Here is a 12,860-nt window from a genome sequence, read left to right on the forward strand (position 1 = left end):
TTTATTCCTTAACGGAAGCTATCTTTATTAACGGCTTTAACCATTGCTTCTTTTGAGGTAACCAAACCTTTATCAACCAGTTCTCTCAGGTTTTGATCCAGCGTCTGCATACCTTCCTTGCGCCCGGTTTGAATGGCAGAATACATCTGTGCGACTTTGGCTTCGCGTATCAGGTTTCTGATAGCCGAGGTACCCACCATGATTTCATGTGCAGCAACACGGCCACCGCCGGTTTTTTTCATCAGTGTTTGTGAAATAACGGCCTGTAAAGATTCCGACAGCATGGAACGAATCATGTCTTTTTCTGCAGCCGGGAAGACGTCAATAATACGGTCGATGGTTTTGGCTGCTGAAGTGGTATGTAAAGTACCAAAAACAAGGTGACCTGTTTCAGCAGCGGTTAATGCCAAACGGATAGTTTCCAGATCGCGCATTTCACCTACCATAATAATATCAGGATCTTCACGTAGTGCCGAGCGTAACGCTTCATTAAAGCCATGGGTATCGCGATGGACTTCGCGCTGATTAATTAAACATTTCTGGCTGTCATGAACAAACTCGATGGGGTCTTCTACAGTCAGTATATGTGCGTAATCATTACAATTAATATGATTAATCATCGCCGCCAGTGTAGTTGATTTGCCTGAGCCGGTGGGACCTGTCACCAGGATAAGTCCGCGTGGTTTTCTGGTCAATTCCTCAAAAAACTTGGGAGCATTCAGGTCTTCCAAAGACAATACTTTTGAGGGAATGGTTCTAAAAACTGCCGCTGCCCCACGTTGCTGATTAAAGGCATTAACACGAAACCTCGCTATTCCAGGCAATTCAAACGAAAAGTCAGTCTCCAAAAACTCTTCATAATCACGACGTTGCTTGTCATTCATGATGTCATAAATTAAAGCATGCACTGCCTTATGGTCGAGAGCCGGCAGATTAATTTTCTTTATATCACCATCAACCCGGATCATGGGTGGCAGACCTGCTGATAAATGTAAATCTGACGCTTTATTTTTAACCGAAAAGACCAGTAACTCTGCAATATCCATTAAAATCCCGAGTAAAGTAGTTGGTAAAAAACAACTAAATATCATAACTTTAGCGCAACTCTTGGCTTTTTTGAAGCGGTACTGTTTAATAACAACTTATTTTGCTTTAATTATCCCCTGATAACGATGATAAATACCAGACGTAATACCTTGCTTACACAAATCAGACAAGCTGAAATAACTTACCATCGTAAGCCAGGCTCGGTGCAATTGTTGGCGGTGAGTAAAACCAAAACGGCTCAAGCAATTGCCTTTGCTTATCAAGCGGGACAACGTCATTTTGGCGAAAACTATTGCCAGGAAGCCATAAAAAAACAACAGGAATTGGGAGCGTATGATATTACCTGGCATTTTATTGGACCGATCCAATCCAACAAAACTAAAGCGCTGGCGATGCATTTTTCCTGGATACACAGCGTTGATAGTTTTAAGATTGCCAAACGCCTGAGTGATCAACGCCCTTCTACACTGCCGCCGTTAAACATTTGTTTGCAAGTTAATATCAGCAGCGAACCCAGTAAATCCGGCATCACCTTGAATGAATTGCCGCAACTATGCCTGCTTGTATCAAAGCTGCCCAATATAAAACTGTGTGGCGTGATGGCCGTTCCCATGCCTGAAGATGATTTTGATTTGCAACGACAACCTTACAAAATACTATATGATGCGGTTGCCAAGCTAGGCAATCCTAACTTGGATACTTATTCATTTGGCATGAGTGGAGATTTAAATGCCGCGATAGCAGAAGGCGCAACTATTGTCAGGATTGGTACGGCATTATTTGGTGCTCGAGAATAAAGCCAAATCGGGTTATTGGAACCAGATGCTTTTTTGGTTTTCAACGCAGTTGGTATCCAGTATGGCAATAATTTCTTCGCAGGCTATTATGTTTTTAGAGTCAACCAGAATATGATCTGCCAAGGCTATAATGGCAGACCAATTTGATTGGTTGTTTATAAAATGGAATGCAGCCATAAAAAGCTCGGATAATTTCTTTTCCCTGTGTACTTTATCGGCAATAAAACAATCCAAATATTCATTGATAGTTTCTAAATCAGAAGATCCGCCATAATTATGCAGAGCATGTAGATTTACCAAGTGCTGATTAATTGGTTCATCATCACGGAGTGATATATAGTTAGCTTCTGCCAGAGGGCCTACCAGTAAATTAATAATATCAGCTTCAAAAGCGCGTTGATAAGCCTGTTTTTGTGTAGCAGAAAAATTACTGACTGCTTCTTTGAATGAGGATGGCAATGTATGGATTAAGCGGCCGCCATCTATTTTAGTGACGCAATGATTGCAACTATCATAAGCCTTACATAAGCATTCTATTGACGGGATATCACTATTCAGCTTTTTAATAAAAATCTGGAAAAAAATCGGTGGCAGTTGTTTTTGTTTGTTGCCCAGATAAATTGCTGCGGCATGGCCGGCTTCATGGATAGCCGTTTTTTTACTAAGTTCGGCGGTGTTTATGGCGTAAAAATCGTTTGACGTATATCTTCGTTTCATAATAGCCCCATTAAAAAAAATGCGGACCCAGTATGCAGTCCGCATTATCGAGAGGAAGGATGGTTAACTGGTGTTGTTTAAATCACAACAGCAATTTGAGTTAAAGTGTAACTACCTGATAGAGTATTGAAAATGTGGCATATTGTCGCGTGGCAATATGCCGCTATATTTGGCATTATACTTGCTTTGTACAATTGGTTGGCTTGGTGTTAATTGCCTTAACATCAGGTAAAATGCCACATGTAAATGGTCATTGGTTAATTTACTGTGGCATATCACCTATTCAATGCGGCATATGACCTATTTTTTTTGAATTGTTTAACTGATGCTAGCAGATAATTGTGTAGCCGGTTTTTCCGGTAATAAAAATAAGGGCTACATGGTGAGTAGGCCGCAGGAACTTCCCCAGCAGCCTCTCACAGAACGGTACGTGAACCTCTCGACTCATACCGCTCCCATCAAGCAAACGCTCTTGTCATTCCAGCTCGCCAATGGGCGAACAAGCTTGGACATTGATCAGCATTTCTCTCAAGTAACTGCGATGCTCTGGTTTTATGCCAACGGAGGGTAATACTACTACCGCAAATATAAAAAACAAAGTCAGAGGCTTAAACATGCCTCGTTTCTTGGCACCATCAGCAAAGGAAAGGGTTTTGGTCGGCGTTTGACTGCCTTTGGCTGGCTCTTACGTTTTTGTTTTCCAATGGCCGTTGATGCCATTGCTTTTAATAATTCACGCAAGGCGCTTATGAGTTGGTTCCCTGTCAAGCCTACCATCTGCTTGGCGGCTTGAATGACCAGTTGCACTGCTGACCTGAAACTCAGTTGGCGGGGTATCTTCTCATGCAGGCTGGCTGCCTGTGCCAAATTGCCACGAATGATGTTGTATGCCAATAAGTGGATAGCTATCTCCTTGCTTACCATGTCAGGTTTTTTGCACCGTAATATTTCCATGCCCATATTGGTTTTGATGGAACGAAAATCCAGCTCAATTTTCCAGCGCTGCTTATAAAGCATAGCCAGCTCTTGCTTATGAAAGCCCTTTGCATTTAGTAAGGTGGTCAAATAGATTCTGCCGTTTACCGCAAACTCCCGGACGGTAATCGATTCCGGCAAGTCGCTATAGTCCTGCTTGGACATCCATACCGGTTTCCGTTTGGGTTTCGTCCAGTCAATCAAATGATCTCTTGCACCCAGGTAGACACCCAAACTGAAATCTACTTTTTTCCGGGCATGTAGTGGAAATAGCACAGGAATTTCACGAGCCTACAAGAGCGCAATAATTGCGAAGGTACAGTAATAGCGGTCCGCCATCAGCAAGTCGCCAACTGACAGGCTGCCAAACAGTTGACTGAGTAACGATGTTTCGCCAGTTCCTTTGCCTTGATAGGCTCCCAAGCTATAGTCGAGCACGGTTCCTGCAGCCAAAGAAATCAACACAACCATGCGAGCAATCGGAAAGCCCAAGCCAGGCTTTTGACTATCCAGCTGAGGAAAGTCTGCCTGATTCTCTGGTGTATCTGGCATTTGCACCGTTGCTCCATCAGTAAGGACAACGTTATAACCCTTCCATCGCCACGCGGCCAGAGACTGGTTATGAAGACGCAAACCAGCAGCTGTGGTGGCTGCTCTGAGTTCCTTTAGTGGTAAGCGTTGTCGGGCTTTACAGTAAGGTCCCGTGTTAACCGTATTGGCTGGTTGTCCATCGACGATACGATCAATCAATACGCCTGCCACTGCCTGTTTACAGGAACCGTCATCACTTAATACTTGGAAAATGAAAGCTTTAAGCGTGACTAAGGGCAAGAACACCGAGGAGCGTTTATGCGGGGTATTGGCGATAATGTTGGTAATGCTGTCGGCTGAAAAAAATCCTCAACACCTAGTCCTTGGGATTGCAAAAATGACTTTTTGAAGCGGTCAATTTGCTGCTGAATACGGTTTTTTTAATAGCTGGCATGGTTAAGTTATTGATCAGACTTTGTAATACTCAAAATTCTACCAGAATAGTGCTTGATCTTTATCTTATTATTTGCGTATCTAACTGTAACTTATAGATTAATTATATTTGCGGTAGCAGTATTACCAACGGAGGGGCTTAAATTTACGCCGCGCCCACCTTACCAGTGCTCTGTTTACGTGCTGACACATACCATAGAGTACTGATCGATAGTAACGACCATAGTAGGCTATCCAGCCACTTATAATTGAATTCGTGTTCCGCGATGCCTAGCAATACACTGGACTATGTGATTGCCAAACGACTTCTGAAGCAAAATTGGGCTTCCATTTCAATGCTTCACTGGTAGCGCTGAATTTGCTGCGTCTGGAAGACCGGCAATAGGCCGTGGAAGGCTCAGATCGCCATGTTATTTCCATCGCCATTTGAAAGACCCGTAAATTCAATGCCCATTTATTGGAAAGATTTTCTTGCCACTTAGGGGTCGACTTTACTGTCATAAAATCCAGCCAAGGCTTTGCAGCCCTCTGTAACTATGGGGCTATCGCCGTGTAGACTGTCCGAAGTTTTGTTAATGTTTTCGTAGTAATAATTTTTAATGTGAATTAAGAGCTAACTCGTAAATGATTCCAAAAGAACATGGCGGCGGCCAACTTGCCAAATACATGAACCATTAGACCGTTGTATGATCGCACCTTGCCAGCGCATTCAATGCCGGTTTGTTGCTCAATCCAGCCGAATAAGGTTTCAATGGGTTGTCGGACACGAGAAATGGCCGTCGACAACCATTGATCCTATGGTTCCAAATACGTTTGGCCTTTTTGTTTTTTTACCGGCGTTAATACCGTCAGGTTTTGAGCCTCTCTGACTTCTTTTGCATCGGATCGGTGATAGGCCTTGTCGCCATAAAGCGCGTTGTTATTCAATTCAGGCCTAATCTGATCAAATACTGTTCCATCATGGCAACTTGCTCCCGTTACACCAATATATTCAGGGTTAGGTAACGTGCCCGCTTGGCGACGCCCGACAATATGAACCCGAACCCCATAATAGTACAATTTCTTGGTTGAACAATAACCTGCATCGGCTAACTCGCTTGCTACGCGCGCTTTAAATCTGTGTCCTTGCTTGGCCAGCGCCACCGGAAAAGAATCTATCAACCAGACTTGTCCTTGATTTTTTGCTTCTTGCTCTTGCTGAATGATTTCCAGCAATGGCGCGAAAACATCAGCCATTTTATTTAGTCGTTGCACAAAAGCGGTATAACCGGGCAATTTTGGAAACCATTCGCGCAAATGACAATCGGCATAACCATAGATCTTTTTTAGTTCTCTATTTTTATCAATAGACATCTTTCCTAAATACAGCCATAGCGTAAGTTAACAAGAGCAGCCACTAAATTCCATGTTAGCGAGTAATGCTTGTGCTTACCCCGATAAACATCTTTGGCAATCCTGAAGATTTTGCATCGGCGATTAACATGCTCAATAAGAATACGCCGTTTTGATAGTGCCTTATTATCGGCTTTATCTTCTGCCGAAAGCGGTTGGCCTTTTTTCTTTTTAACCGGTAGAGTCGAGTTTTGATGGTGTTTCTTTATCCCTTGGTATCCGGAATCCGCCAATAACAGGGCATCAGGATGCAACAATAGACGGCTGTCTTTGAAGATCGAAAAATCATGCTGTTGGCCTTTACCCGTCACTACGGAGAGGATAGCCATCGTCAATCGGCAGATCACGAACTGGGCCTTGATCGTGTGGCGTTTTTTTTCCTGAAAAATACGCTTTCTGGTTTTTAACAGGACGCTCGATAGGCTGCTCCGAAACATCAATGACCACGGTAGTTGCGGGATCTTCCAACAGTGCTTTGCGGTTGGGCAGTTTTTCGATTTTTATCAATATTCTTACAGTACGAGTATAGATTTTTTGGCAATACGATTCGCTGATGTCGAAGACTGCTGCCAGATTTATCAACGTCGGATAGTGACGAAGATAATAGAGTGTCAGTAACAAGCGGTCTTCCAAAGCCATCTTGGAGTCTTTTCGTCCCCGTCTAGTCAGTGGATTAAGGACTTTTTGTTCGTCCAGGTAAGTTGCCAGTTTACCGTGAAGATGCAGAAAATCTTCTGGTGACAGCCGACAGTCCTTAAAAATTCTTCAGGCTTGTGTCTGGGCAATTGGGCATAAGGAGTCATGGCTATCCGTGTTTTCAGAGGTAGATCGCTATTTTAACCTTATAAAGGCCAAATTCTATGTCGATTATTTAGGAAAGATGTCTATTGACCTCAAATAGGTAGATCGCTATAACTTCTTCATCGGTAAAACTCAGGTCTGAATAATTCGACATGCGCTGACTATAAACCCAAAGGTTATTCTGATAGTGCTTGCATACATAAAGATAAGTTGTTATTAATTGCTCTTGCCAGTTCATTGGTTGCCTATAGGTTGGGGGGGGGTGGTGTCTTTCCCAATATTCTAGTCCAACTAGTGTTCTGGCTTCTATTCAGCTCTTAATTCACATTTTAGTATTTAAGCTGCACTGTTAAAATCATCACAGCTAAGCTTTCTAATTACGCGATAGGCGTAGACTTAAGATTGATTTTTTGAAGCGTCTTAAATAATCCTAAAGAATTATTATTTAACTTATTGTTTTTTAAAGTATTCTATGGTCATAAACAGTGCTGCAATAGAGCGTGCTTCAGTGCATTTCCCGGTAGCTAATAAGGCATTGATATTGTTTATTTTCCAGGGAATAACTTCCAGTTCTTCCGGTTCATCACCAAGTAATTTTTCGGCATATAAGTCTTGGGCAATGACAATCTCAGTCGTATGCTCAAGATAAGAAGGTGCCAGGGATAAAGAACTTAAATGATGGAGTTTTCTGGCACCAAAGCCTACTTCCTCTTTAAGTTCTCTGTTTGCAGCCTCTAGAAAAGATTCTCCCTCATCAGTTTTACCTTTGGGCAAGCCAACCTCATAACGGTGTACACCGGCAGAATATTCTCTAATCAATAATACGGTTTCACTATCCAGCATCGGCACTATGAGTACTGCACCACCCGGCCTGCCCCGAGCCAGACGCTCGTAGTTGCGCAGTTCACCATTGCTAAATTTTATATCCAGTGATTCAATACGGAATAAACGGCTTTTGGCGATAGTTGTTTTGTTAAGAATGGTTGGTTTTTCAGGCATTGTGCTAAATTAAAGTAATTATTTTTTATAAATATAACGCACTATGATGATTGATTGGAAAAAAATTGATACTGTTTTATTAGATATGGATGGCACCCTGCTGGATTTAAATTTTGACAATCATTTCTGGAAAGAATTTGTACCGTTAAAATTTGCCCGGCAAAAAGGCATAAGCATAGACTTGGCAAAACAGGAATTAGAACCTCGGTTTAAATCTATGGAGGGCAGTCTGGAGTGGTATTGTCTGGATTACTGGAGCAATGCTTTAGAGCTGGATATTGCCGGACTAAAGGCTGAAATTTCAGGGTTAATCGCGGTATTACCACATGTCACCGAGTTTCTGGAAAAACTTCAGCAATCTTCACAGAAGGTTGTATTGGTTACCAATGCACATCGTGACAGTTTAGGGTTGAAAATGGAAAAAACCTGTTTGCAGCCATTTTTCGATGAGATTATTAGCTCTCATGATTTAGGATTTCCTAAAGAACATGCTAATTTTTGGCAGCTTTTTCAGCAACAGCAAGTCTTCGATAAAAAGACCACAATATTGATTGATGACAGCCTGGCAGTATTAAATTCAGCCAGACTGTTTGGTATAGAACATTTAATTTCGGTCAGTAAGCCGGATAGCAAGCAGCCTAAAAGAGATATTATTGATTATGCGACTATTGAAGATTTTCGGGAGCTTATGAGCGGATTGTAGGTTTATGGCCTCGGACTTCGGGCCGGGTTGGGACGTTTGCCTTGATAGTCGGCTTTAGGTTTTGGTGGTCTTTTTTCCGGTGTTATAACATCGGCTAAAAGACCTGCCGTGATTATTTTAACAGGAATTTTTTGACCAATATAATCTTCAATATCTGGCATTGAATAGGCATAATGTTCACAGATAAAGCTGATAGCATCGCCATTGGCACCAAAACGCGCCGTTCTGCCAATTCTATGGACATAATCTTCTACATCCTGTGGTAAATCATAATTAATAACATGCGACACGTCAGGAATATGAAGGCCCCTGGCGGCAACGTCGGTGGCGATTAACAAAGTTATTTTGTTTTCCTGAAAATCATTTAACAGTTTTTGGCGTTTATCTTGTGGTACATCACCACTCAGGGCAGCGGTTTTATAACCATTGGCATTAAGCGTATCATCCAGTTTTTCAGCGCAGCGTTTGGTGTTAACAAAAATAATGCTGCGTTGTGGTTGATAGTGATTTAACAGTCCGATTAATAATGGTATTTTTTGTTCGTTAGCGGGACGATAGGCACTTTGCCGAATGGATTTAGAGGTGACCTCTTCCGTTTCAATACGAATTAACACCGGATTATTCATGTGCTCATAAGCCAACTCGGTGACTTTATAGGATAATGTCGCTGAAAAAAGCATATTTAAACGCAGCTCAGGTGCAGGCATACGTCGAAGTAAAAAACGTATATCTTTTATAAAGCCCAAATCAAACATACGATCCGCTTCATCCATCACAGTAACTTGCACGTCGTCCAACGTGAAAGCATTTTGACGGTAAAAATCAATAATGCGACCTGGTGTGCCGATGATAATATCAATATTAGTTTTTAAAGAATCCAGTTGTTTTTGATAGTCAGTACCGCCGTAAATTAACGCCAAGTTTAAACCAAGATGTTTGCTCAGCAATAAGGCATCTTTATGAATTTGAATTGCGAGTTCGCGTGTTGGTGCCAGAATAATGGCCCTGGGATTTTTAAAAAACTTATTGTTGGCAATTGTGCTTGGTTTTGTTCGTGCTATATTGTTATCCGGTTTTACCTCGGGCATTCTGGTTATTGTCGATAATGGGTCAATATCCTCATTGTTCTGATCTGTGGTAATTTTTTCGGTATCTTTACCTGCATTATCGTTGATTAAGTGCTGAAAAGTAGCCAGCAAAAAGGTGGCTGTTTTTCCGGTTCCCGTTTGCGCTTGTCCGGCAATATCTTTGCACCGCAATAATAACGGTAATGCCTTATCCTGGATGGGCGTGCAATGATTAAAGCCTGCATCCTTTAATCCATGCAGGATAGAGTCAGACAATTCAAGATTACTGAAGCGGGTTTCTGTTAAATGGGTATTTTTCATAGAGCTATAGCATAACGTAAAAATCTAATTGGTTGAAATTGATTGACTATAAGCGCTATCCCTCATATAGTTTTAGTTTTAATATTTGGAGAAATAGTGTGAGCGATTCAGTCCTTCATGTAAGCGATAGTGAATTTAACGAAACTGTTATTAAAGCTAACGGTCCTGTACTGGTTGATTACTGGGCTGAATGGTGCGGACCTTGCAAAATGATTGCACCGGTTCTTGATGCTATTGCCGCAGAGTATAAAGGCAAGTTGACAGTTGTTAAAATAAACATAGATGAAAATCCACAAACACCACAACACTACGGCGTTCGCGGCATTCCAACATTAATGTTGTTTAAGGATGGCGAAGTGGAAGCCACTAAAGTAGGTGCTTTGACAAAGTCAGAACTTGCCAAGTTTATTGATAGCAACATTTAATACGTCCTGCCTCTTTTTCAGATCCGTCACATTAACTGGACGGATCTGAATACTTAAGCTATACTTAAACAGTGCGGCCATCCTGCGTACTCAATTATATCGTCCGATAAATTACACCCCTGAATTCTACATCCCATCCCGGTTGTTAAGGTGTTACACCCTAACTACATTTCTTCGAGTTGCATTTTTTATGAATCTTACCGAGTTAAAACTAAAACAAATTAGTGAAGTTATTGAAATCGCCGAGTCTCTTGGACTTGAAAACGTTGCCAGATCGCGTAAGCAGGATTTGATTTTTGCAATTCTGAAAAAGCAGGCAAAAGCCGGTGATGACATTTCCGGTGATGGTGTGTTGGAAATTTTACAGGATGGATTTGGTTTTTTACGTACGCCGGGTTGCTCGTATTTGGCGGGTCCGGATGATATTTATGTGTCACCCAGTCAAATCAGACGATTTTCTTTAAAAACAGGTGATACGATAAGTGGAAAGATCAGGCCGCCTAAAGATAACGAACGTTATTTTGCCATGCTTAAAGTTGATCAGATCAATTTTGAACCCCCTGAAAATACCAAAAATAAAATCACCTTTTCAAACCTGACGCCCTTATTTGCCAAACAACGGTTTGTTCTTGAACAGGGCAACGGCACCAGCGAAGATTTAACCGGAAGAATAATAGATTTAATTGCCCCTATCGGTAAAGGTCAACGTGGCCTGATTGTTTCGCCGCCGAAGGCAGGTAAAACCATGATTTTACAAAGTCTGGCACAGGCAATTGCTGAACAAAATCCTGAGTGCTATCTGATTGTATTGTTAATTGACGAGCGTCCTGAAGAAGTGACAGAAATGGAACGCTGTGTTCGCGGCGAAGTTATTTCCAGCACCTTTGATGAACCCGCAACCCGACATGTTCAGGTTGCAGAAATGGTAATCGAAAAGGCAAGACGTTTGGTGGAGCATAAACACGACGTAGTTATTTTGTTAGACTCGATTACCCGACTTGCCAGAGCTTACAATACGGTTGTGCCATCTTCGGGAAAGATATTAACCGGTGGTGTTGATGCCAACGCCTTGGAAAAACCTAAACGCTTCTTTGGTGCTGCGCGAAATATTGAAGAAGGTGGGAGTTTAACCATTATAGCGACTGCATTGGTTGATACCGGATCAAGAATGGATGAAGTCATTTATGAGGAATTCAAAGGTACGGGTAATATGGAATTGCATCTGGATCGAAAAATCGCTGAAAAAAGAATTTATCCGGCCATAAATATTAATCGTTCTGGTACGCGTAGGGAAGAATATTTGGTTGACCCGGATACGCTGCAAAAAACCTGGATTTTACGCAAAATTCTGCAACCGATGGATGAGACTGCTGCCTCAGAATTTTTGATAGGTAAGCTTAAAGACTTTAATACCAACGCTGAATTTTTTGATTCAATGAAGCGTTAAAAGATGTGAAAGTAGCCCGGGCATTCGCTTAAAAAATAATATTTACCACAAAGACACGAAGTAATCACTGAAAAGTAGTTAGCCTTCAGGTTTTTGTGGCTGTTCTTGTATGATGAAAAATATCGACTACATTCACTGTCACATAACTGTTTAAATACAGCGGTGACGTTATTTTTATCGTTATAGAGCCCTTAATTAAGCACGTCCTACCGAGAATAATGTCGCTTAATCAATGAAGGCATATGTAACAAACACTAGAAAAATCAGTATATGACCGATCCAACATTGTTAATCAACGCAATAATTCTCGGCATTATCGAGGGTTTAACCGAATTTCTTCCTGTTTCGTCTACCGGCCATTTGATTTTAGCCGGACAATTACTTGGTTTTAACGACGATAAAGGCAAGGTGTTTGAAATCGCCATCCAGTTTGCTGCGATACTGGCAGTAGTTTGGGAATATCGTGCACGACTCGCGCATACAGTAACCAGTATAACTTCTGAGTCAGTATCTCAACACTTGGCAATCAACTTGATGGTTGCCTTCATGCCGGCTGCGGTATTGGGATTTCTGTTTTTAAAACAGATCAAGTATTATTTGTTCAACCCCATCGTGGTCGCTTCAGCCTTTATTATTGGCGGTTTTTTGATCTTGTGGGCGGAACGCCGTGAACATGTTGTTCATGCTGAATCAATCGATGACATGACCTGGAAGGATGCCTTAAAAGTCGGTTTTGCACAGGCATTAGCCATGATTCCTGGAACCTCACGTTCAGGCGCAACTATTATCGGTGGACTGTTTTTCGGTCTGTCGCGCCGCGCTGCAACCGAATTTTCTTTTTTCCTCGCTATCCCCACCATGTTTGCTGCAACCCTCTATGACGTGTACAAAAATCGCGATTTGTTCAGTGTAGACGATGTGTCTTTGTTTGCCGTTGGTGGCACAGTATCATTTATCAGCGCATTCATTGCTGTGCGTGGCTTGATACGCTTTATTAGTAAACATGATTTTACCGTATTCGCTTGGTATCGTATCGCCTTTGGCATCATTGTGCTGATCTCTGCACAAATGGGCTGGGTAGATTGGGGTAATCATTAAAAGTTGCCGTCACCAACCAGTTGTTATCAGTCCCGGAAAATGAATATTATATTTTCCGGGACTGATTGTTAGCAACCACCTATCTTC

The 12,860-nt window shown here is 41.9% G+C and carries 13 protein-coding genes and 2 pseudogenes; 5 read left to right on the top strand and 10 right to left on the bottom strand.

Annotation, left to right across the window (positions count from 1 at the left end):
* Positions 1 to 8: 8 nt before the first annotated feature.
* Complete coding sequence (locus KKZ03_RS05565) at positions 9 to 1,046, bottom strand: type IV pilus twitching motility protein PilT (protein ID WP_243220546.1); 1,038 nt, start codon at positions 1,044 to 1,046, stop codon at positions 9 to 11.
* A gap of 126 nt (positions 1,047 to 1,172) precedes the next feature.
* On the opposite strand from KKZ03_RS05565, the gene KKZ03_RS05570 reads away from it, so the two are divergent.
* A complete protein-coding gene (locus KKZ03_RS05570) occupies positions 1,173 to 1,844 on the top strand; it encodes a YggS family pyridoxal phosphate-dependent enzyme (protein WP_243220547.1) in 672 nt (223 codons plus the stop codon).
* A gap of 12 nt (positions 1,845 to 1,856) precedes the next feature.
* Here KKZ03_RS05570 and KKZ03_RS05575 read toward each other — a convergent pair whose 3' ends face one another.
* The 8 genes and pseudogenes from KKZ03_RS05575 to nudE all read right to left on the bottom strand — a co-directional run bounded on the left by KKZ03_RS05575 (position 1,857) and on the right by nudE (position 7,712).
* Positions 1,857 to 2,561, bottom strand: a complete 705-nt coding sequence (locus KKZ03_RS05575; RefSeq protein ID WP_243220548.1) for a hypothetical protein — start codon at positions 2,559 to 2,561, stop codon at positions 1,857 to 1,859.
* Between the two features lie 600 nt (positions 2,562 to 3,161).
* A pseudogene (locus KKZ03_RS21975) lies at positions 3,162 to 4,498 on the bottom strand (IS4 family transposase).
* 145 nt (positions 4,499 to 4,643) lie between these two features.
* Positions 4,644 to 4,772, bottom strand: a pseudogene (locus KKZ03_RS05590) (group II intron maturase-specific domain-containing protein); the annotation flags it as partial.
* Between the two features lie 354 nt (positions 4,773 to 5,126).
* Positions 5,127 to 5,306, bottom strand: a complete 180-nt coding sequence (locus KKZ03_RS05595) for a hypothetical protein (protein ID WP_243218224.1) — start codon at positions 5,304 to 5,306, stop codon at positions 5,127 to 5,129.
* Between the two features lie 9 nt (positions 5,307 to 5,315).
* Positions 5,316 to 5,873: a transposase gene (locus tag KKZ03_RS05600; RefSeq protein WP_243220549.1), complete on the bottom strand. Its 558-nt coding sequence runs from the start codon at positions 5,871 to 5,873 to the stop codon at positions 5,316 to 5,318.
* A gap of 5 nt (positions 5,874 to 5,878) precedes the next feature.
* On the bottom strand, positions 5,879 to 6,259 hold the full coding sequence (locus KKZ03_RS05605; protein WP_371744861.1) for a transposase family protein: 381 nt from the start codon (positions 6,257 to 6,259) through the stop codon (positions 5,879 to 5,881).
* The gene (locus tag KKZ03_RS05610) at positions 6,213 to 6,551 is read right to left on the bottom strand and encodes a transposase family protein (protein ID WP_243220551.1); all 339 of its coding nucleotides are present in this window, start codon (positions 6,549 to 6,551) and stop codon (positions 6,213 to 6,215) included. The genes KKZ03_RS05605 and KKZ03_RS05610 overlap by 47 nt, the downstream gene beginning before the upstream one ends.
* A 612-nt stretch (positions 6,552 to 7,163) precedes the next feature.
* Positions 7,164 to 7,712, bottom strand: coding sequence for an ADP compounds hydrolase NudE (gene nudE, locus KKZ03_RS05615; RefSeq protein WP_243220552.1), 549 nt, complete (start codon positions 7,710 to 7,712; stop codon positions 7,164 to 7,166).
* A 46-nt stretch (positions 7,713 to 7,758) separates the two neighbouring features.
* On the opposite strand from nudE, the gene yrfG reads away from it, so the two are divergent.
* Entirely contained in the window at positions 7,759 to 8,415 is a 657-nt protein-coding gene (gene yrfG, locus KKZ03_RS05620) for a GMP/IMP nucleotidase (RefSeq protein WP_243221545.1), read from the top strand.
* 2 nt (positions 8,416 to 8,417) lie between these two features.
* Here the strand turns inward: yrfG and KKZ03_RS05625 are convergent, their stop codons facing one another.
* A complete protein-coding gene (locus KKZ03_RS05625; RefSeq protein ID WP_243220553.1) occupies positions 8,418 to 9,803 on the bottom strand; it encodes a DEAD/DEAH box helicase in 1,386 nt (461 codons plus the stop codon).
* 98 nt (positions 9,804 to 9,901) lie between these two features.
* Here KKZ03_RS05625 and trxA point away from each other — a divergent pair, with 98 nt between their 5' ends.
* From trxA to KKZ03_RS05640, 3 genes are all read left to right on the top strand, one after another.
* Positions 9,902 to 10,228 (top strand): thioredoxin TrxA, encoded by a 327-nt coding sequence (trxA, locus tag KKZ03_RS05630; protein WP_243220554.1) that lies wholly within the window; start codon positions 9,902 to 9,904, stop codon positions 10,226 to 10,228.
* A gap of 190 nt (positions 10,229 to 10,418) precedes the next feature.
* On the top strand, positions 10,419 to 11,675 hold the full coding sequence (gene rho, locus KKZ03_RS05635; RefSeq protein ID WP_243220555.1) for a transcription termination factor Rho: 1,257 nt from the start codon (positions 10,419 to 10,421) through the stop codon (positions 11,673 to 11,675).
* 270 nt (positions 11,676 to 11,945) lie between these two features.
* Positions 11,946 to 12,773 (top strand): undecaprenyl-diphosphate phosphatase, encoded by an 828-nt coding sequence (locus tag KKZ03_RS05640; RefSeq protein WP_243220556.1) that lies wholly within the window; start codon positions 11,946 to 11,948, stop codon positions 12,771 to 12,773.
* Positions 12,774 to 12,860: the final 87 nt, after the last annotated feature.

This window comes from Methylobacter sp. S3L5C (assembly GCF_022788635.1).
Taxonomy (GTDB): Bacteria; Pseudomonadota; Gammaproteobacteria; order Methylococcales; family Methylomonadaceae; genus Methylobacter_C.

What these genes read in the sequence shown, in the direction of transcription:
- KKZ03_RS05640 (WP_243220556.1), top strand. Translation starts at nt 11,946, where the DNA reads ATGACCGATCCAACATTGTTAATCAACGCAATAATTCTCGGCATTATC.
- KKZ03_RS05610 (WP_243220551.1), bottom strand. Translation starts at nt 6,551, where the DNA reads ATGGCTTTGGAAGACCGCTTGTTACTGACACTCTATTATCTTCGTCAC.
- KKZ03_RS05600 (WP_243220549.1), bottom strand. Translation starts at nt 5,873, where the DNA reads ATGTCTATTGATAAAAATAGAGAACTAAAAAAGATCTATGGTTATGCC.
- rho (WP_243220555.1), top strand. Translation starts at nt 10,419, where the DNA reads ATGAATCTTACCGAGTTAAAACTAAAACAAATTAGTGAAGTTATTGAA.
- KKZ03_RS05570 (WP_243220547.1), top strand. Translation starts at nt 1,173, where the DNA reads ATGATAAATACCAGACGTAATACCTTGCTTACACAAATCAGACAAGCT.
- KKZ03_RS05625 (WP_243220553.1), bottom strand. Translation starts at nt 9,803, where the DNA reads ATGAAAAATACCCATTTAACAGAAACCCGCTTCAGTAATCTTGAATTG.
- yrfG (WP_243221545.1), top strand. Translation starts at nt 7,759, where the DNA reads ATGATTGATTGGAAAAAAATTGATACTGTTTTATTAGATATGGATGGC.
- nudE (WP_243220552.1), bottom strand. Translation starts at nt 7,712, where the DNA reads ATGCCTGAAAAACCAACCATTCTTAACAAAACAACTATCGCCAAAAGC.
- KKZ03_RS05565 (WP_243220546.1), bottom strand. Translation starts at nt 1,046, where the DNA reads ATGGATATTGCAGAGTTACTGGTCTTTTCGGTTAAAAATAAAGCGTCA.
- KKZ03_RS05575 (WP_243220548.1), bottom strand. Translation starts at nt 2,561, where the DNA reads ATGAAACGAAGATATACGTCAAACGATTTTTACGCCATAAACACCGCC.